The organism is Candidatus Omnitrophota bacterium (assembly GCA_030695905.1).
GTDB lineage: Bacteria > Omnitrophota > Gorgyraeia > 2-01-FULL-45-10 > 2-01-FULL-45-10 > CAZHPY01.
The window spans coordinates 26,062-46,201 of record JAUYOL010000015.1 but is presented as its reverse complement, the minus strand read 5'-3'; the positions used below and the strand labels follow the sequence as shown (position 1 = coordinate 46,201).

Here is a 20,140-nt window from a genome sequence, read left to right as displayed (position 1 = left end):
TAAGCCTATGGATACGATACAGACAAAAGATATATGCACCGAGGAGTTCCTTATCAATATGGGACCCCAGCATCCCTCCACGCACGGCGTCCTTTCGCTTGAATTGAAACTGGACGGGGAGATGATCAAAGGCTGCACCACTCACATCGGTTATCTGCACCGCTCCATGGAAAAAATAGCCGAAAACCGCACCTATACGCAGTTCATCCCATTTACAGACAGGCTTGACTATGTCGCATCCATGAATAATAACCTTGCCTATGTAATGGCCGTTGAAAAACTGATGAAATTGGAGATCCCACAGCGCGCAAAATATATACGTGTCATTATAGCCGAACTCAACAGGATCGCAAGCCATCTGCTCGCGGTCGGCACTTTTGCCCAGGACCTGGGAGCTTTCGCGACCCCCTTATTCTATTGTTTCCGTGAGCGCGAAAAGATAGTAGATATATTTGACAAGATATGCGGAAACCGCCTTACCTATAACTATACGCGCGTAGGCGGGGTTCAGTTCGATCTTCCTAAAGGCATAGATGAAGATATAAAGAAATTCATCAAATATATGCGGTCAAAAGTCGATGACTATGATTGGCTCCTTACCTACAATACGATATTTCTCGCCAGATCCAAACACATAGGTGTGCTTCCTAAAGACCTTGCGATAAATTACAGCGTAACCGGGCCTAATCTGCGCGCGTCCGGCGTAAAATGGGACTTAAGACGGGACGAGCCGTATCTTGTATATGATAAGTTCAAATTTGATATACCCGTAGGAGAAAACGGCGACGCCTGGGATAGATACAAGGTGAGGATAGAGGAGATACGCCAGAGCTTGAGGATCATCGAACAGGCCATCGAAGCGCTGCCGGAAGGTGACCCTACCGCAAAGGCAGGACGCATCCATAAACCGGCCGCGGGCGAAGCATATATGAGGACGGAAAATCCGCGAGGCGAATTGGGTTTTTTCATTGTAAGCGATGGATCTATGTATCCATACAGATTAAAGATAAGGAGCCCTTCCTTTTCCAATCTGGCTGTCTTGCCGGAATTAATAAGCGGATTAAAAATAGCTGACATCGTCTGCGTCTTGGGCAGCCTCGATATCATCATGGGAGAGATAGACAGATAATGTTAACCATGCTTACCTTTATACTAATGCTGGCGACAGGGTTCGCGGTGCTCGGCTTCATCGCGGCGTCCGCCATGTTCCTTATCTGGTGGGAAAGAAAAATATCGGCCCATATACAATCCAGATTCGGGCCTATGCGCGTCGGATGGCACGGCGTTTTACAGTCGATTGCGGACGCGGTTAAACTTTTACTCAAAGAAGATATAAGGCCCGCCGAAGCGGATAAATTGGTGTGGTGGCTGGCGCCGTTCTTTGTCGTGGTCCCCACGGTCATGGCCTTCGTAACAATACCATTCGGCAGAACCCTTATTCCGAAGGATTTAAATGTCGGCATCCTTTACATGATGGCTATCTCTTCTATATGCGTGATCGGGATATTCATGGCGGGCTGGGGTTCTAATAATAAATATTCCCTGCTCGGCGGCATGAGGTCAGCGGCGCAAATAATAAGCTATGAGGTCCCGATGATACTATCGGTGGTCATCGTAGCAATGCACGCTAATTCGTTTTCGATGCAAAAAATAGTCGAGGCGCAGGAAAAGTGCTGGTATATATTCCACCCGGACATGATATTGGCCTTCGTAATCTATACTATAGCCGCTACTGCCGAAGTAAATAGGGCCCCCTTCGACATACCCGAGGCCGAATCGGAGCTCGTCGCGGGATTTCATACGGAATATTCGGGAATGAAATTCGCCATGTTCTTCGTGGGGGAATACACGAGCCTTTTCATTATAGCGGCAATCGCGACCACGCTCTTCTTCGGAGGTTGGCAAGGTCCGATATTACCGCCTGTGGCGTGGTTTCTGATCAAGACATACGCTCTCATATTTATCTGGATGTGGGTCAGGTGGACATTCCCGCGTGTAAGGGTGGACCAATTGATGGCATTCGCGTGGAAAGTTTTAACACCAGTTGCGTTTATTAATCTGGCGGTATCAGGATGGTTATTATTAAAACGATAAATTTTTTGAAAAATGTTATCGGCGGCGCGTGGAGCCTCGTAAAGGGGCTTGCAATTACGCTAAAGTACCACTTAAGGCCCGCGATAACGCTCCAGTATCCGACGCAAAAACAGCCTATGACAGAACGATTCAGAGGGCTGGTGGACTTGCGCCGTGAAAAATGCATCGTCTGCAACCAATGCGTAAAGATATGCCCGACAGCGTGCCTTGCCATTACCCATAAAGAGGCAGATAAGAAAAAATCTCTTGAGACGTTTAAATACAACATGGAACTTTGCTGTTTTTGCGGGCTGTGCCAGCAGGTATGCCCGACGAGCGCGGTATACATGAATAAGATATATGAGATAAGCGTATACGACCGTAATAAATTATATATAGACCTGTTAGATCCGGAGAAGTATAGTGAGTGGATTAATCCAACTGTTAAATAATACCGGCATTCCTCAAGACATAGTGATCAAAGCGACATTCTATACAATCGCTTGCGGCACGTTACTATTCGCAGCTTTAGTCGTGATGAGCCGTAACATATTCCATAGCGCTATATATCTTGCCCTCACGCTGATAGGCATAGCGTGCGTCTACTTATATTTAGACGCGGAATTCCTGGCTATCGTGCAGATCCTGATCTATGTAGGCGCCATAGTAACATTATTCATCTTTACAATAATGCTGACCGCGCAAGGCGATACCGGCTCTATGCGTGAAATGATCCGGCGCATATGGATTCCCGCGTTAGCATCACTGGCAATATTTTTTATACTTATTAAAGTGACAGCCAGGGCTGCCTGGCATGCCGTCGGGCAGGAGACGGCGCCTTTGGGCCTTCCGCAGTTGGGAAAACTTCTGATGTCAAAATATGTCCTGCCATTTGAAGTCATATCTTTGATCTCGCTGGCGGCACTTGTCGGGGCCATAGTCATCGGAAGGCAGGGGAAGAGATGATCTGCCAGAGCCATTTTTTGATCTTGAGCGCGGCACTGTTTTCAATAGGTATATTCGGAATCTTAACACGCAGGAATGCCATCGGGATTTTAATGTCTATCGAATTGATATTAAACGCGGCTAATATAAACCTGATAATGTTCAATAAATTTTTGGGGTCAAACGACGGTTTGGGCCAGATATTTGCCCTTTTCGTAATAGCTATTGCCGCTGCTTCGGCCGTAGTCGGTCTGGGTTTGGTGATCTCGATATACAGAAATGTGAAGACTATATTGGTAAATAAACTAAATTTAATGAAATGGTAAACATAGCGCACCTAATACCGGTTTTCCCTTTTTTAGCATTTGTGATAAATATCTTTTTCGGTCGGAAGATTAAAAAGATAAGCGCGATTGTGTCGATCCTTGCCTGTGGCATCTCTTTGTGCCTTTCCATTTATACGTTTGCCTTATTACTTAAGGGCCATGGCTCGTATACCCTATTTAAGTGGATCGTATTCGGCGCCACGTCATTAAATGTCGGCGTAATAGTCGACCCGTTAACCTGTATGATGCTTCTTGTTGTGACTATCATCGGAACGCTTATCCAGATATATTCTATAGGCTACATGAAGGATGATCCGCGTTTTTCCAGATTCTTCGCCTATATGTCGCTTTTTATGAGTTCGATGCTCGGGCTTCTTCTCGCCGACAACTTTATTACGCTTCTGATATTCTGGGAAGGAGTAGGGCTCTGCTCGTACCTATTAATCTCATTCTGGTTCGAAAAAACATCTGCCGCGAAAGCAGGCATGAAGGCATTCGTAACTACGAGGATAGGAGATGCCGGCCTTTTGATCGGCGTATTTATCCTATTCTTCTCGGCTCACACGGTACATTTCAGCGGACTGGCCGGCATAACCGACCACAGCCCATTATTCACTGCGGCGGCGTTACTGATATTCTGCGGCGCTATAGGAAAATCCGCACAGGTTCCGCTTCATGTATGGCTGCCTGACGCCATGGAGGGTCCCACACCTGTCTCGGCACTGATCCACGCAGCGACAATGGTCGCCGCAGGAGTGTATCTGGTCGCCAGATGCTTTGTATTATTTTTGGCGCATCAGCCGGCGCTGATCTGGGTGGCGTATATCGGCGCGACTACGGCTATCTTTGCCGCCACCATCGCGACTGTAAATAATGACATAAAACGTATACTTGCGTATTCGACCATAAGCCAGCTGGGGTTCATGATGATAGGCCTGGGTGTGGGCGGATATTCCGCGGGAACATTCCATCTCATGACGCACGCCTTTTTTAAGGCTCTTCTCTTCCTATGCGCCGGCAGCGTAATACATTCTATACATACTCAGGATATACGCCAGATGGGCGGCATATTTCAAAAGATGAAGATTACGGGCATGACTTTTGTAATAGCGAGTCTCGCAATTTCAGGCGTGCCGCCATTCTCCGGATTCTGGTCAAAAGACGAGATACTGTCCGAGGCCTTGCATAGCGGACATCCTTATCTTTTTGCAATAGCGATGATAACGAGCCTTTTGACGGCATTTTACATGTTCAGGCTTATATTTTTGGTCCTATTCGGAAAACCGCGGTCGGAACTCCACCCTCATGAATCTCCGAAAGTAATGACCATCCCACTGTCTATACTGGCGATATTTGCTATATTTATAGGCTTCGTGGGGTCCCCTTTTATGCATAATGCGTTTCAGGCCTTTATCCATCCCGGCCTATCCGAGAATTCCGAGAGCCTCGCCCCGAATTATCTCGTCATGCTTCTTTCTACTCTTGCGGCATCGTTAGGCATAGGGACAGCGTATCTATTCTATATAATGAAGAACAAAATATTGCCGCTTGGAATACGAAATAAATTCGCGCCCCTGTATAACCTCTTATATAACAAATATTATATCGATGAAATTTATGAATTTATATTTATTAAACCGGCTGTCCGCCTGGCCCGCCTTGCGTCTAAATTCGATCTGGGCATAATAGATGGCGCCGTTAATGGGACTGCCCGGGTGGCTGTTATCTTAAGTAAGATAAAAGCCTGGATAGACCGTTATATAGTGGACGGCGCGGTAAATATGACTGCGAATGTCGTGGGATTATTTTCAGCCACATTGCGGCGGATTCAAACGGGTTATATCCAGACGTATTTACTCATAGCGTTCTTCTGCCTGGCGCTTATTATTTTTGTTAAATTAATAGGAGGATAAAGATGCATTTCCCGATTTTGTCTTATATTGTATTTTTGCCGCTGGTTGGCGGCATATTAATACTTTTCGCTCCCAAAAGAAATATAGTATTGATAAAAACGATCGCCACGGCTGCCACCGCTATTTCTTTTATACTCTCCGTCCTTTTATTGCTGAAGTTTAACCACTCAAGCAGCGCAATGCAATTTGAGGAGATCGCAAGCTGGATCCCGTCGATAAATGTATTCTATCACCTCGGCGTAGACGGCTTAAGTATCGGCCTTATAGTCCTGACGACTTTATTGAGTTTCCTGGCGTGCATAGGATCTTACGGCATAGATACACGGCAGAAGGAATATTTCTTCTTATATCTACTGCTCTCAACCGGCATGCTCGGCACATTTGCCGCGCTCGACCTTGTCCTATTCTATGTCCTATGGGAAATAGTATTGGTCCCGATGTATTTTTTGATAGGCATCTGGGGCGGCCCGAGAAAAGAATACGCTGCCATAAAGTTCTTTATATATACCCTGGCAGGCTCGGTCTTCATGCTTCTGGGTATACTTGCGCTCTACTTCATGTCCGCGCCGCATACTTTCAATATATTGGAACTCGGTAAAACGGGAAATGCCTTGACGCTGGGTATGCAGATCATAATATTCATAGCTTTTTATCTCGGGTTCGCGGTAAAAGTCCCGGCCTTCCCCTTCCACACATGGCTTCCTGACGCGCACGTCGAAGCGCCGACCCCTATAAGCGTTTTACTGGCCGGTGTTTTGCTTAAGATGGGAGGGTATGGTTTCTTCAGAATAAGTTTTCCGTTATTAAGGGACGCAGCGCATTATTTTGCGCTGCCATTTGCTATCGTCGGTGTAATAAACATAGTTTACGGAGCGTTCGTGGCAATGGCACAGACAGATTTTAAAAAAATGGTCGCTTATTCATCTGTAAGCCACATGGGATTTGTAATGCTCGGCCTGGCCAGCATGTCTGTAACCGGGCTTAACGGCGCTCTTCTTGAAATGTTCAATCACGGAATAATAACAGGCGGGATGTTCTTCCTGGTCGGCGTGCTTTATGATCGCGCGCATACAAGAGAGCTTGATAAATTCGGGGGGCTTGGCGTGAAGATGCCTGTCTATGGCGGGATACTGACCGTATTCACGCTCGCATCGCTGGGCCTTCCCGGCTTAAGCGGGTTCGTAAGTGAATTCATGGCGCTTATGGGAGCATATCCTGTATTCAAAATAATAACTATTGTTTCCGTCTTAGGATTAATCATAACCGCGGGATATTTCTTATATATGATCCAGAGAGTGCTTCTTGGGCCTTTAAATCAAAAATGGGCGGCCATTCTTGATATAAATAAACGCGAGCTTTTTACATTGATACCCCTTGCGATAATCACAATAGCGATAGGCGTATATCCTTTATTAGCGCTTAAATACCAGCTTGTATCTGTCAACTCACTCATACAAAAACTCGGGGGATTGATATTTTGACCATCATTGAAAATATAAGATTTATCGCTCCGGAGATCATACTGCTTGGATTTTCGATTACAATTCTGATCTCTTCATTATTCATCAGAAATAAGCATATACTGGGAGCACTTGCCCTTTTAGCGGTTGTAGCCGCGTCATTATGCCTGCCGCAAAGCCATAAAACGAATCCGGTCATCTTTTTTGACATGCTCACCAACGATTCATTCTCTCTATTTTTTAAAGAGATATGCTTATTCGTCACCGGCATCGTAATCCTGATCTCGATGGGTTATAAGGCGTTAAAAGAAGAATCCATGGGAGAATATTATTTTCTTCTTCTAAACGCCGCTATCGCGCTCCTTCTGGCGGTTTCGTCAAATAACCTGCTCATGATCTACATATCACTTGAGATGCTTTCGTTAATTTCATACATCCTGGTCGCGTTCCTTAAACACGACCCTTTATCAAGCGAGGGAGCTTTGAAATATTTCCTGTTCGGCGCTCTTTCAACAGGCATAATGCTTTACGGTATTTCTTTGGCCTATGGATTATTCGGCACTACAGACCTGTCTCTGATTTCAAGCGCCTTGAAAGCAGGGCAAGTGAACATTTTTGTCGCATTAATTCTGCTTATACTAATATTGGCAGGCATCAGTTTCAAATGCGCGCTCGTGCCGTTCCATATGTGGGCGCCAGACGCATATCAAGGAGCGCCTACGGCTGTCACTGCGTTCATTTCTGCCGGGCCGAAGGCCGCAGGTTTTGCCATACTGTTGCGCATATTTACGGAAAATTTTCTTCCCCTATACGCCAACTGGTCGGGCCTGGTCATGCTCATATCGATTTTTACCATGACCATCGGAAATGTCATAGCTATTTCTCAAAGCAACATAAAACGCATGCTGGCATACTCATCCATAGCTCAGGCCGGATATATACTCATAGGCTTTGTTGTCGGAACCGCGTCGGGGATGGAAGGCGTCATGTATTATATCCTTGCCTACGCTCTCATGAACTTAGGCGCCTTTGGATGTATTATTCTGGTTTCAAACTCTATAGGAAGTGACGCAATAGAAGATTATGCGGGACTCTCCAAAAAGAATCCTTTCACCGCATTCATGCTGACCGTATTTTTACTATCGCTCGCGGGGGTACCGCCGTTAGCGGGGTTTTTGGGAAAATTCCTGGTATTTGCCGCCGCGATCCAATCGAAGTTCATTCTTCTTGCTATAGCAGGTGTCGTAAATAGTGTGGTAGCGGCGTATTACTATATGCGGGTAATCAAGTTTATGTACCTTGATGAACCAAAAGTGGCGAGTGCCGGGCAAAGATCATTGCCTCTTCAGGCCGCGCTTGTTATAGTAATGACAGGCGTGTTAATAGTAGGCCTCTATCCCGCTCCTTTTTTAAATTGGGTCAGGGCGTCGCAATCATTCTTATTTTAAATCATCAGAAAAGGAATCCCATTATCATCCTGACCTGCATATCATCGCTTTGCTCATTAAGTCCGGCTGCAACACCCGCAGAAACCCAGAATTTGGACGACGCCCATCCTATAGTCGGGCCGACATAATATTTTCGGTCCGTATAGTTGCCCTTCGATTCAATCCCGATTTTAAATGCCGGTGTTATTTCGTAACTTACGCCTGCCGCATATTCATGTTCGGTTTTGCCGGCATAGGCCAATTCCTGTTTCAATATCTGATTATAGGCTATATTAAAATTGGCAATATCTTTGGCAAAGATGATTTTCCCCTCCAGCACATTCGGCTTCTCGAGATTATCGTTCCTTATATATTCAAGGTATAACATGGTGTCAACGGGCAGTTTATCCTTCTCAAAAAATCGATACCTTGTTCTGACCTTAAACCCGTCGTATTCGAATGTGCTGGATGAAATTGTATTGGACTGTTTGAACTGCTGATACATGCTTATATCCCAATGGTCCGTGATGCCGTATTCCAGCTCAAACCAGTGTTTCCAGGTATTGGGCTTAGCTTTATTTATGTTTTTCTGCTCCTCTGTCAAATAGTATTCAATCTCGGCCATCCCTTTGGGCATGGTCTGGTACTCATAGGTCCATACATAGCTTCTTCTATCAGCAAAAACATTTTCTGAAATGCATGTGATGCCTAAAAGGCACACAATAAAAACAGCTGTTATTTTCTTAAACATCTTATCCTCCTTTTATTGAAAATCATTTTCAATTATATCTTAAAAAAATTTCTACCCTCCCCTCTTAATTATTACCTATTTTTGTTCTTCATTCGCGCTCCTGTTTTGCGTTCTCTGCTAAATAGTCTAAAAGCCTGGGCCGCTCTTCGTCACTAAGGCCTGAACCGTATCTTGTTACGTATACCTGAAACTTCTGATAAGTATAATCCTGGGGCGGATATAATCTATGACACGCCGTACATTTAGCGCGGTATAATAAATCCGGGTCTCGCGCTTGGGCGTTAAGTTGTTTTGTCGCGGCGGCACAGCCAAACAAGATCATTATGGCTACCAAAATTACCACTTTCAAATTTATTCACCCCTTGATCCACTCACTTATTGAAAATCGTTTTCAATAATACCAGACATGGCGTTTCTTGTCAAGAAAAATATCTTATTTGATTTTATTTATGATTTGTGGGGATTATTGAAGGTGCTGATCTCGTCTAAAGACTTTCTCGTCTTGGGCCTCTCGCTTATCTTTTCAGGATAACCCATGCTTATTATCATGTCGGCCTTCTTCTCTCTTGGTATGCCCAGAGCCTTCTTTACCGCTCTTTCATTGAACCAGCCGAGCCAGCATGTCCCGACACCATCCTCCGCGGCCTGCAGAATAAAATGCTCGCATGCTATGCCGATATCTATCAGATTGTACTGAACGCCCCTGAAACATCCTCCGGCAGCAGCAAGCCGGCTGGATTTCTCTCTGACCACTACAGCAAGCGCAGGCGCGTTTTTAGCGAACGAGTTCATCGAATATATTCCGGAAAAGGCCGCAGCTGAAATCTTATCCTTCAATGAGGGGTCGTCGACTATTATAAAATACCATGGCTGTGAATTGCAGGCAGACGGCGCCAGCCGCGCTGCCTCGAGGCATCTACCAATGACTTCCCGCGGTATCGGCCTCGCGGAATACCTTCTCACGCTGCTTCTTTTATTTACAAGTTCGAGAAAAGAATGCATTTATACTGATGCCTATAATTTTCACATACTCTCGTATCGCGGGCCATCGCCGCCGTAGGGCGGGTTCCATATTGCATTTTCGAAGGGGTCTTTAATATCACATGTCTTGCAGTGCAGGCAATTCGATGGATGAAGTACTAATTCTTTTTTTCCTGTTTTCGGATCAGTGGTGATTTCAAAAACATCTGATGGACAGAATCTCTGGCATGGCGCATTATACTTTTTAATGCACTCCTGGCAAACATCGGCACTCGGCACCACAATATGAGAGGGCTGTTCTTCATTATGCTTTGTCCCGGAATAAAATAGATCGGCTTCCTTACTAAATGTCATTTTATCATCGAAAGCCAGCTTGTCCTTATTCCGCTCTAAAAATGTTCTCCCATTCAGCTCTTTGATCAACCGGCAATGTTTATAATCTTCCTTTATGGCTTGCCTCCCGCTCAAAGATAAGCCGCGGCCGCCGGTTAAAATTTGCGCGCCAAACTGCAACATGCCAAATAATAAATTTGTTTTAAAGCCCTGGCGGAAATTCCTGACGGCATAAAGCTCTTTATAGGCAGGGCTTTTTTTAAAGAGTTCTTCGTAAACGGCAAGCTGACCGGCGGAGGTGTTATTCTTTTTGATGGCATCAAACGCTGTTTTCGCCGCAAGCATCCCGGACTGGATTGCCAGATGGACTCCTTTCAGGCTGGGCACAGACGTAAAGCCGGCAGAATCACCTACGATCATCACATTATCATGGTACAGTTGGGGCATAGAAAAAAACCCGCCTTCCGGTATAGTTTTAGCTCCATAACGCACTATTTTACCGTCTTTAATAATACGAAGAATATGGGGGTGCATTTTGTAAATTTGAAGCGCATGATGTATATCAAAAGTAGGGTCGTTGTAATCCAAACCAACGACAAAGCCGACAGCTATGAGATCCTTGCTTAAGCCATAAACAAAACCGCCTCCAAATTGATTAAAATCGAGCGGGTAGCCAAGAGTGTGCATGACATGACCGGGTTTAAATACGCCTTCCGGTATTTTCCAAACCTCTTTGACGCCTAAAGAATAAACTTGCGGATTGCGATTTCTCGATAAACTCAATTGCTTGATCAGCGCCTTAGTAAGATATCCTCTTACCCCTTCAGCGAGAATGGTGATCTTGGCCCTGACATCTGCGGGGGGCTGGTAATTCGGCAGCCTCATGCCATGTTTATCAATACCTGAAGCGCAGGTCCGAACGCCCGCGACCTTGCCGTTTTCAAAAAGAAGCTCGCAGGCGCTAATACCGGTAAATACTTGAGCGCCTTTTTTTTCCGCGATCCCGCCGAGCCAGCGCACCACTTTACCCAAGCATGAGATATAATTTCCTTTGTTGGACATATAAGGCGGCTTGAAAGGAAGCTTGAAAGATTTATCTTTGGTGAAAAACCGGATATCTTCTTTAAGAACCGGGCTTTCAAAAGGCATATCTTTATCTGCAATATCAGGTAAAAGCTGGCGGAGCGAAACCGGATTAATTACAGCGCCTGAGAGAGTATGGTTTCCTAAAGCGTGGGCCTTTTCAAGGAGCATAACATTTAAAGGAAGCTTTGCTTCATTTAACGATCTGGCCTCGACAGCCTTATTATGCTGACATATAAGATCGGTAAAATGAATCGCGGCGGATAGCCCCGCCGGACCACTTCCGATAATCAGAATATCCGTTTCAATAATTTGATTTTCCGCATTCTCTGACATATATAGGTACCTATTATAACGGAATTACTGGCGAGAACAAGTGAATTATGCCAAAACTCCTATATTTTTCTTACTATACTTTTGTTTCGAGTAAACGACTGATCCGAACTAACGGCCACCCTATAAAACATCCGAGAATGGCGCTGGAGAGGACGTCTATAGGATAGTGGACACCCATATAAACTCTTGAAAATGCCACAAGCGCGGCGAAGGAATAAAACAAAATATATTTTTTAAAATGGCTCGCCAATAACGAGACCGTCATAAAAGCCATCGTCGTGTGGTTAGACGGAAAGGAATAGCCTCTTTCCGTAGGCCCCAAAAAAATTACATTGGCAAGAGCTACAAAAGGCCTGGGCCTTGCTATGAATACTTTAAGCACGGTGACAATATAGTATGAGACCGTAATACCTGCCAATAAGGCAATGCCTAAAATTTTTAATTCCCTTTTTCTGGAAAAAAGCAACAAGACACCTAAGGCAAAGTACAATTCACCGCCTCCCATCCGGCTTATAATGGGCATTACATAATTTAAAAAATGATTACTTAAATTATGATTAATAAAATTAAATACCGGGATATCAAAAAATTCCACAAAATGAAAATTTACCATAACCCCTCCTTGGCCATATCCGCCTTGCGCACGAGAAGAAGCGAACCGGCGACAGATAATATTCCAAATATCATAAGTGAGCGCGGCGCTCCCAATAAACTGGCTAAAGATCCGGCGATGAGATAGCCGAACGGCACCATGCCCATGAAAGCAGCCATAAATATGCTCATCACCCTGCCGCGCTTATCATCATGCACTATAGTTTGCAAAACCGTATTATAAGACGCCATCTGGGCCATCATCCCGAATCCTATAAATACAAGAATTGCCATAGAGAGCCAAAGCACGCGCGAAAATGAGAAGGCTATAAGGCCCATGCCGAATAAATTCGCGTTAAAGAAGGCCACTCTGCCAAGCCCCTTGACATCCTTCCTTGAAGCAAGGTATAGCGCACCGAGTAGCGCGCCCAAACCTGAGACTCCCATAAGATATCCCAGCGTACCCGGCCCGCCGCCCAGAACATCTTTGGCAAATACCGGCATCAATACCACATATGACATGCCGACAAGGCTTATCAGCGCCGTTATAAGCATTATAGATTTTATAGTCGGATGATTCAGGACATAACGCATCCCTTCTTTGAAACCATGCATTATCGGCTTATGCTCCTTTTGTATCATCCTCGGAGTAATACGCATACCGAACAAAGCCAGTATAACCGCGATATAACTTACTCCGTTTATGAAAAAGCACATCCCCTCTCCCACTATAGCGACCAGTATGCCGGCCATCGCCGGGCCTATAAGACGGGCCGCGTTAAATGACAGCGAGTTTAAGGCGATGGCGTTGCTTAGATCTTCTTTTGTCGAAACCATTTCCACCACAAACGCATGGCGCGCGGGCGCGTCAAAAGCCGTTACTATACCTAAAAATATTGTAAGTATCACTATATGCCATATAGAAATCACCCCCGACATTATAAGCGCCGCGAGTATAAGCGCCTGAACCATCTCCAATACCTGGGTTATCATAAGGATGCGATGCCTGTTGTATCTATCCGCGAATACACCGGCGAAAGGAGTGAATAGAAGCGTCGGTATCTGGCCCAAAAAACCTATAAGCCCCAACATAAAAACAGAATTTGTTATACGGTATGTGAGCCAGCTTATCGCCATCTGCTGCATCCATGTACCTACAAGCGATATGGTCTGGCCTGAAAAATATAGCCTGTAGTTTCTATAGCGAAGCGCCCTAAATGTATGTTTAATATTTTTTAATAGCGTCATAAAACTTCTTTACCGTTATCACCGTCGCTCCGGCTGCGCGGCAGCTGTTTCCTACGCGATTATCGTCTGAAACCACTACCACATGAAACTTGTCCGATTTGTCCTGGGCCAGCCTTATCACTTTTCTATCGCCCTGGCCAGTTCTTGAAAAAACCTGGTTTGGCTTATTTAAAGAAAGCCCCCTGTATTCATCTTGGCCGTCAAACACGACGAATACCTCTGAAATACCCCCTATCCTGCGCTGATACTCTTTCGCTAATCCGGTTATAGCGCTCCGCGCCTGGTCAAGGCTCTCATCCATGATGGAGTCTATTTCCGGTATCTTGTGTATAGCGTTATACCCGTCTACTATTAACACCTTCATACGTATTGAAATATCCCATTCTGACCTTTGGAAATTCTTTCTTCAATAAATCTATTATCTCTTTTATGCCAAGCATATCCGACGCATTCGGTTTTATATTCATCTCTTTGAAATACCTCAATGGGTCATAATTAAGATTGCGCCATTGTATCATGTCGATACCATATATTACCAAAAACTTTTTAAACGCGGTAAATTCGTCTTTTGAATCGGTAAAACCGGGCACCGTAAGATAATTTATCGAAACAAAACCTTTTTTCTTCTTGGCTATATCTATGGATTTGGCGACATCCCCAAAAGAATACCCCATAGGATTATAGTAACTTGTATAAAATTTCTGCCGGACACTATTAAGGCTAACGCGAATAGAATCGAGGCCGGCGTCAAAGAGCCTGGCAACCGCCTCCGGAGAACTCGCGTTCGTATTGATATTAATAACGCCTTTTGACGTGGCCTTTCTTATCAGCTTTATCGCCTTCTCTATTATCCCGGCGCAAAGAAGCGGCTCTCCTTCGCAGCCCTGGCCAAAACTTACAATAGGATTTTTGGTATTCTTTATATGAAATAACGCTATCTGGGCAATCTCTTCCGGGGATGGAATAAATTTTATTCTGGGCTGGGTCTGCCGTATCTGTCCGTCCGGTTGATACGATATACATCCGGCGCATTGAGCGTTACACGAAGGAGATGTCGGCAGCGGGGCCTCGTATTTATTTAGGAAGAAATTTTTAGCGTTAGGGCAGCCATAGCATAAAGCGCAATTTTTAAGATGCCTTATAAGGCTGTTTTTAGGAAAGATCTTCAAAAACTTGCGCGCGTTGGTTTCGACAAGCCGCATATCCATAAATCTTGAATCATGGCATGGCGACACATCCACCCTTACTGCGGCGGTGTAGATATCCCCGTGACGCAACGCGCATGCGGCATAAGCGAAAAGGGGCAGCTTCCTGGGTTTGCCTATTTCCTTATATGCGCTGTTATACGTGACGGTGTATCCCGGAGGCAGGAACGCCGCTATCGCTATACGGCCTTTCTGGGATACAAACTTTAAGCTAACGGGGTCGTAAACTACCGCCTCCCTGGACGGAAGCTTAAATATATCGCTTCCCGGGGGCAATTTTATAAGGTCGCCGGCTGAAAGTTTAAAAAACCGGCCGGCCTTCATGCCGGCTGGCTCCAGCAAATTATCTTCTCTGCTTCTTTTCATAATACCCTGGAGACGCTTTCCAAGCGCATCGGGAAAGTGTCTTATTGCGGGGGCAGCTTCCCGATTGACTTGGAAAGCGTCTCCACTTATTTTTTGTCCTTTGCCATAATCGTTGCTGCCAGGCCCGCCACGCATACAAACATGGCAAATTGGAACGCCGCGTTAAATCCGGCTATCAATATTTCGGGTGAATGTCTGGCCGCGGCTATATTCACATGTTCAAGGGCCGCTGTCTTATAAATTTTGCTCATAAGGACGAGCGGCAGTATGGCTATGCCAAATACGCCGCCTATGCTGTTAAGTATCTTATACACGGCCGATGCCATGCCCTGTTTGTCTGAAGGCGCATGGACCATAACAAGCTTATTATTCGCGGGGAGAAAAAATCCTATCGCGACTCCGGCCAGTATCAGCGAGGGAATCACGCATATAACAGGCGACTTGGGCGTAAGGATAGAAAATATCAAAAATGCCAAAGTTGTCAGGCCTATGCCGGCCGAGCAGATCAGCCTGGAACCAATCATATCCGATATCTTGCCGGCTATAGGGGCAAAGATAACCACCATTATCGCCGGTATCATAAGCAAAAGTCCCGAGTGCACGATATCCATACCCCTGACCATGCTAAAATAAAACGGCAGCAGAAATATCAGCCCCATATAAACGAATACGGTACATAGCGCGGAAATTGTGGCGAATGTAAAGTCCGGATTGCGAAAAAGCGACAGATCGAGTATAGGGCTTGAGGTCCTCTTTTCAGTCATTATAAAAATTCCCATTGCCGCCGCGGAAACCACAAAGCACGATATTATGATATTATTTTTCAATCCCAATTTCGCGATAGAATTCAGCGCGAAAATTAAAGTTGATAACGAAATAAAAATCAGTACCGCTCCGGGAAGATCTACGCGTTTCGATTCCGGCATAGGCTGATTGGAAGGTATGACTTTGAGCGCGGCCATAAGAGCCAATATTCCTACGGGGATATTTACAAAGAATATATTATGCCAGCCGATGTGGTCATTTATAAATCCACCCAGTATGGGCCCGAGACAGAAACCTAAACCTTGGGCGGTAGCCATTAACCCGAGCGCTTTGCCCTTGGCGCTATCCGGAAGAAATGTCGTCACGATGGCTATGCCCATAGGGCTGAACATAGCTTCACCGAGACACTGAAATATCCTAAATGCTAAAAGTGTATTTAATGTAGGCGCGAGGCCGCAAATAAATGTTCCCGCTATAAATACCCCAAGGCCCCAGACAAATATCTTTTTGAAGCTTGCGATATCGCCAAGCCTGCCGAATAGTAAAACCGTGCTCGTAACTACCAATAGATATGCAAGAGGCAGGCGGGAAACAATACCGATATTGGCCCCATAAAAATTGGCTATGACAGGAAGCGATATGTTCAGCATGCTGTAATCCAGAGTGAACATAAATACGGTCAAAGAAACGATAGTTATAAGCCAATTCTGCTTACCTTTATCCGTAATTATATGATCTTCCATTAAAGTGCTATTTCCTCGATGATTTTAAATTCCGGCGGGATCTTAAAGTCGCATCTTAAGTGAGTTGCTTTAAACTGGCTGTCATGCTGCAATGCCGACAAACGCGCTCTTCTGAACTTTTCAAAGGAACCTTTTTCCAAAACTTTCAGGTTGGGGTCACCCAGCCGCTGTGAAAGGCGTTTCGACTTGTACTCTATGTTTATCTTGCCGAGGTTGTCTTCGACAACGTTTAAAAAGTTCTTCTTCTGTGAATGGCCGGGATCAGATGTAAACTCTATCAGAAAAGAATATTTAGGAGGTATCTGGCATTCCAGGCAGCAGCAAAAGAATTCCACATTGACACCGGTAATCTCTTTCGCCTTGTGTATCGCGCTTATGATTTGGCTTTCGTACAGTTTTTCGCCTGTGGCGGAGGAGACGTTCTTGCCTTTCTGTATAAATTCTATAACAGGCGTGGCATTGTAAGATCCTATAACTTTTACTATATCGTCTATATTATAGCGGTACAGCCCTCCTGTCGTCGTAAATATAATGTAGTATCTTTTGCCCTTCTCCAATTTTTCGACTGTCAAATACCGCGGGCTTTCCTTCTCGATATCCTCTTCGGGCATAAACTCATAAAAATTGGATGTTATGGTCAATATGCCGCTCGGGCCATTATCGGATACAGGCACGGAACAACGCGCTTCGGTCGCCAAAAATCCGAAGTCGCGCACGCTTATATCTTCAGAAAAATATTTTATCACCTCTTTTAAGTACAACCCTACAGTGCCGCCTGTCCAGCATTCGATAAGGGCCATATTAGGCCAAAAGTCCTTAGGAACGAGGGCCCCCTTCTCAATAAACAACTTCTCTAATTGGGCGGCCCTTGAAATGTTGGGCCTCAATTTTTTCTCCAGCGCTTTACGTATATCGGTGTCGATGTTTAACGCGCTATTTAGAGTACCATTTCTTATATCTTCGATAATTTCTTTGACATATTTTTCTATCTTCTGGCAAAGGACAAGTATAGTAAGAGGATTCATAGTGCCTACATTTGTAACGTCCGCCTCTATGCCTATCCTTAACATCGTATAGTATCGCGCTTCATAGTCCTTAATGCAGAAAACCTCGTAGGGAAGCGCATAATGCTTGCTGATAAAAGACGGCATGTGCCTGTAAGCGTCCCCGGATTCGGAGCCATACGGCACGCCCGATTCGGCGTAGCCTTCCACCGCGGGGCTTGAGACAATAAATGATTTACCGTCAAGCGCTTCGGGATGTTTCTTAAGCAAGTGATAAAGCCATAAATTCATAACCGCGGATTTTTGTCTGCGGGATTTTTTCGTGACAGGGATAAATTTAGGGATACTGGTGGTGCCGGAGGTGATGCCGTAAAATATTACCTTATCCTTTACAAGAATGCCGTCAGAGCCCTCCATCATCTTCTTTATGTACGGCCTTAAGCCCTCATAATTGCGGACGGGAACATTCTTTTGGAAATCGTCTATGGTTTTAATTTCGGAAAACTTATGTTCTTTGCCAAAAACCGTATCTCTGTTGCTATACAGCATATTTAGCAAAAACTCCTTCTGCGCGGATAGCGGGTTTTTCGTCTTTTTATCGAATTTATCCGCCGCAAAAGCACGCATCTTTACAAGAAGGCTTAGCGCATTCATTTCTGGCCTATCAAAAGGCTTTCTTTTGAATACTTCCTCAAGATATCTTCTTTCACAGTCACACCCAACCCGGCCCCTTTTAGAGTATATCCGACGCTCCTGGCAGGTGTCAAATCTTCTTCCACAATATCTTCTTTAAGCAAAAATCTCGAATAGGAACCCTCAAAATAAACGATATTTTTGGCAACACTTGCGATGTGCCTTCCGGCTGCCGACAAAATGCCGGATTCGCCTACAAGACAGCCTATCTGACAAGACATCTCGTGGTTGCGGGCTATATCCATAATATCCAATGACCTGAATATTCCTCCGCATTTCGAGAGCCTCACATTGAACATATCGCAAACTCTGGATTGGGCAAGCTTCAAGGCATCCTGCCTGGTACATAGAGACTCATCCGCCATTACCGGCTCGGCGCAAAAATCCGCCACTTCCTGCATCGCTTCAAGATCGTCTTTTGGCGTAGGCTGCTCTATGCACGATATTTTAAAGGGGCGCAATCTTTGAATCATCCCAAGCGCGGTCTTTGCTGAATCCCACACGCCATTGGCGTCAATTCTTATATCCGCCTTCGGCAATATCTTCCTGCAGAGCTTCACCCTCTGTACATCTGTATCCGCCCCTACTTTCACCTTTATAAATTCATACCCCTGGACCTTGGCAAATAAGCATATAAGGCCTGTTTTAAACGCCGATACGGTAGGAATTATCATGCTATAGACAAATTTCGTGTTTACCACATCTGCCAAAAATGCCGATACCGGCTTAGAGCAAATTTTTCCAAGAGAATCGAGCAGCGCTATTTCTACCGCGCAGCGCGCTTCGCCCTCCAGCCCCTCAAGGCTCTTTATAAAATTAATGGATTCTATGTTATCATCAAGCCTGGTTCCTATAAGCTTTCCGGCGGAATCACTTAAATTTTTAAATACAGAATCCTGCGTATTGCCCGTAACATAACTTCTGGGCAGACTCTCCCCGAAACCGGTTATGCCGTTATCCAGTATAACTTTTACAAATATACTCTCGCTGTCGTTTCTTGATTTAAGTGAATGTTTGAAGGAATGCTTAAAAGGCAAGTTTGTCTTGAAGATCTCTATTTTTGATATTTCAGGCATTGGACCTACCCCATATCCATCCGGAAATTTCATCCATAACCCCATCGGCCTTCTCCTCGAAGGTCAATAGATGATAAAAGTCCTCATATATCTTTATGGTCTTATCTTGGGATGGCAGCTTTTCATACCACTTCTTTATGCTTCCAGTATCTATTATTTCATCTATACCGGCCAGCATAAGAAGGACGGGAAGCCGAAGATTGCGCAAAGCTGCCTTCACAAACCTGTCCATCTTTGCGATCTCAAGAAGGTGCTGCGCCGGAATATAGTGAAGCCTCATAGGATCCACTTTGATATGCTTAAGATATTTTTCGTTTGAGGTAAACATCCTGTCTTCGATGGGTATTTTGAGCGTGCTGTTGGGCCTGAATAATATTGACAATATTTCAAAAGGCGAAAATTTAAGTTTACTTTTAAGCGACGGGGATACCAGCACCAGGCCATCGACATAATTTTGATATAAAGAGGCGAAGCTTACAGCTATCTTCCCGCCCAGGCAAAGGCCCACCAGGAATATCTTGCTGTCCGGATGGTCCTGCTTCACAAGGTCCAGAAATGTTTTTACGTCGCTTAATATATATCTGGGACAGAAGCTCTTACAACTTTCTTTGTTAATACCGGAGCCGCGCCTGTCAAAAGCATATACGTTAATACCTCTTGAATTCAAAGATTCGGCGAGATTAAAAAACCAGCCCATATGGCTTTCCAGGCCGTGAAGATATACCGCGACAGGGGCCCGATTATCCTGAACCGGCCAGTAATTATAGTATAGGCCTAAATTATCTTCAGATGTAAATTGTCCTACCCTGACATCCAATTTG

20 protein-coding genes are annotated in these 20,140 nt (G+C 45.0%); 8 read left to right on the top strand and 12 right to left on the bottom strand.

All coding sequences use genetic code 11. The annotated features are described in order from the left end of the window. Nucleotides 1–7 precede the first annotated feature (7 nt). Genes Q8R38_02590 through Q8R38_02555 form a run of 8 tightly spaced genes read left to right on the top strand, consistent with a single transcriptional unit; the run spans nt 8 to nt 8,165 of the window. On the top strand, nt 8–1,129 hold the full coding sequence (locus tag Q8R38_02590) for an NADH-quinone oxidoreductase subunit D (GenBank protein MDP3790913.1): 1,122 nt from the start codon (nt 8–10) through the stop codon (nt 1,127–1,129). Next, complete coding sequence (gene nuoH / locus Q8R38_02585; GenBank protein ID MDP3790912.1) at nt 1,129–2,094, top strand: NADH-quinone oxidoreductase subunit NuoH; 966 nt, start codon at nt 1,129–1,131, stop codon at nt 2,092–2,094. The genes Q8R38_02590 and nuoH overlap by 1 nt, the downstream gene beginning before the upstream one ends. Then, on the top strand, nt 2,073–2,525 hold the full coding sequence (locus Q8R38_02580; GenBank protein ID MDP3790911.1) for an NADH-quinone oxidoreductase subunit I: 453 nt from the start codon (nt 2,073–2,075) through the stop codon (nt 2,523–2,525). Before nuoH ends, Q8R38_02580 begins: the two co-directional genes overlap by 22 nt. After that, nucleotides 2,497–3,039 (top strand): NADH-quinone oxidoreductase subunit J, encoded by a 543-nt coding sequence (locus tag Q8R38_02575; protein MDP3790910.1) that lies wholly within the window; start codon nt 2,497–2,499, stop codon nt 3,037–3,039. Before Q8R38_02580 ends, Q8R38_02575 begins: the two co-directional genes overlap by 29 nt. Continuing rightward, nucleotides 3,036–3,344 carry an NADH-quinone oxidoreductase subunit NuoK gene (gene nuoK, locus Q8R38_02570; GenBank protein MDP3790909.1) on the top strand — a complete coding sequence of 103 codons (309 nt, stop codon included), beginning with the start codon at nt 3,036–3,038 and terminating at the stop codon, nt 3,342–3,344. Before Q8R38_02575 ends, nuoK begins: the two co-directional genes overlap by 4 nt. Further along, nucleotides 3,338–5,257, top strand: coding sequence for an NADH-quinone oxidoreductase subunit L (gene nuoL / locus Q8R38_02565; GenBank protein MDP3790908.1), 1,920 nt, complete (start codon nt 3,338–3,340; stop codon nt 5,255–5,257). The genes nuoK and nuoL overlap by 7 nt, the downstream gene beginning before the upstream one ends. A 2-nt stretch (nt 5,258–5,259) precedes the next feature. Continuing rightward, complete coding sequence (locus Q8R38_02560) at nt 5,260–6,738, top strand: NADH-quinone oxidoreductase subunit M (protein ID MDP3790907.1); 1,479 nt, start codon at nt 5,260–5,262, stop codon at nt 6,736–6,738. After that, nucleotides 6,735–8,165, top strand: coding sequence for an NADH-quinone oxidoreductase subunit N (locus Q8R38_02555; protein ID MDP3790906.1), 1,431 nt, complete (start codon nt 6,735–6,737; stop codon nt 8,163–8,165). The genes Q8R38_02560 and Q8R38_02555 overlap by 4 nt, the downstream gene beginning before the upstream one ends. A gap of 4 nt (nt 8,166–8,169) precedes the next feature. On the opposite strand, the gene Q8R38_02550 is transcribed toward Q8R38_02555, so the two are convergent. The 12 genes from Q8R38_02550 to Q8R38_02495 all read right to left on the bottom strand — a co-directional run bounded on the left by Q8R38_02550 (nt 8,170) and on the right by Q8R38_02495 (nt 20,136). Further along, a complete protein-coding gene (locus Q8R38_02550) occupies nt 8,170–8,895 on the bottom strand; it encodes a hypothetical protein (GenBank protein MDP3790905.1) in 726 nt (241 codons plus the stop codon). Nucleotides 8,896–8,983: 88 nt separating this feature from the next. After that, nucleotides 8,984–9,244: a cytochrome c gene (locus tag Q8R38_02545; GenBank protein MDP3790904.1), complete on the bottom strand. Its 261-nt coding sequence runs from the start codon at nt 9,242–9,244 to the stop codon at nt 8,984–8,986. A 98-nt stretch (nt 9,245–9,342) separates the two neighbouring features. Then, nucleotides 9,343–9,897: a nitroreductase family protein gene (locus Q8R38_02540; protein ID MDP3790903.1), complete on the bottom strand. Its 555-nt coding sequence runs from the start codon at nt 9,895–9,897 to the stop codon at nt 9,343–9,345. 21 nt (nt 9,898–9,918) lie between these two features. Continuing rightward, nucleotides 9,919–11,628 carry an electron-transfer flavoprotein:ubiquinone oxidoreductase gene (locus tag Q8R38_02535; protein MDP3790902.1) on the bottom strand — a complete coding sequence of 570 codons (1,710 nt, stop codon included), beginning with the start codon at nt 11,626–11,628 and terminating at the stop codon, nt 9,919–9,921. A gap of 73 nt (nt 11,629–11,701) precedes the next feature. Continuing rightward, entirely contained in the window at nt 11,702–12,241 is a 540-nt protein-coding gene (locus Q8R38_02530) for a phosphatase PAP2 family protein (protein ID MDP3790901.1), read from the bottom strand. Beyond that, nucleotides 12,235–13,467, bottom strand: a complete 1,233-nt coding sequence (locus Q8R38_02525) for an MFS transporter (protein ID MDP3790900.1) — start codon at nt 13,465–13,467, stop codon at nt 12,235–12,237. The genes Q8R38_02530 and Q8R38_02525 overlap by 7 nt, the downstream gene beginning before the upstream one ends. Then, the gene (locus Q8R38_02520) at nt 13,445–13,831 is read right to left on the bottom strand and encodes an NYN domain-containing protein (protein ID MDP3790899.1); all 387 of its coding nucleotides are present in this window, start codon (nt 13,829–13,831) and stop codon (nt 13,445–13,447) included. Before Q8R38_02520 ends, Q8R38_02525 begins: the two co-directional genes overlap by 23 nt. Next, entirely contained in the window at nt 13,803–15,038 is a 1,236-nt protein-coding gene (locus Q8R38_02515) for a radical SAM protein (GenBank protein ID MDP3790898.1), read from the bottom strand. The genes Q8R38_02520 and Q8R38_02515 overlap by 29 nt, the downstream gene beginning before the upstream one ends. 86 nt (nt 15,039–15,124) lie before the next feature. Next, complete coding sequence (locus tag Q8R38_02510) at nt 15,125–16,546, bottom strand: MFS transporter (GenBank protein ID MDP3790897.1); 1,422 nt, start codon at nt 16,544–16,546, stop codon at nt 15,125–15,127. Then, entirely contained in the window at nt 16,546–18,204 is a 1,659-nt protein-coding gene (locus Q8R38_02505; protein MDP3790896.1) for a GH3 auxin-responsive promoter family protein, read from the bottom strand. Before Q8R38_02505 ends, Q8R38_02510 begins: the two co-directional genes overlap by 1 nt. Further along, nucleotides 18,201–19,364 (bottom strand): dipeptide epimerase, encoded by a 1,164-nt coding sequence (locus Q8R38_02500; protein ID MDP3790895.1) that lies wholly within the window; start codon nt 19,362–19,364, stop codon nt 18,201–18,203. Before Q8R38_02500 ends, Q8R38_02505 begins: the two co-directional genes overlap by 4 nt. Beyond that, the gene (locus tag Q8R38_02495) at nt 19,312–20,136 is read right to left on the bottom strand and encodes an alpha/beta fold hydrolase (GenBank protein MDP3790894.1); all 825 of its coding nucleotides are present in this window, start codon (nt 20,134–20,136) and stop codon (nt 19,312–19,314) included. The genes Q8R38_02500 and Q8R38_02495 overlap by 53 nt, the downstream gene beginning before the upstream one ends. Nucleotides 20,137–20,140 lie beyond the last annotated feature (4 nt).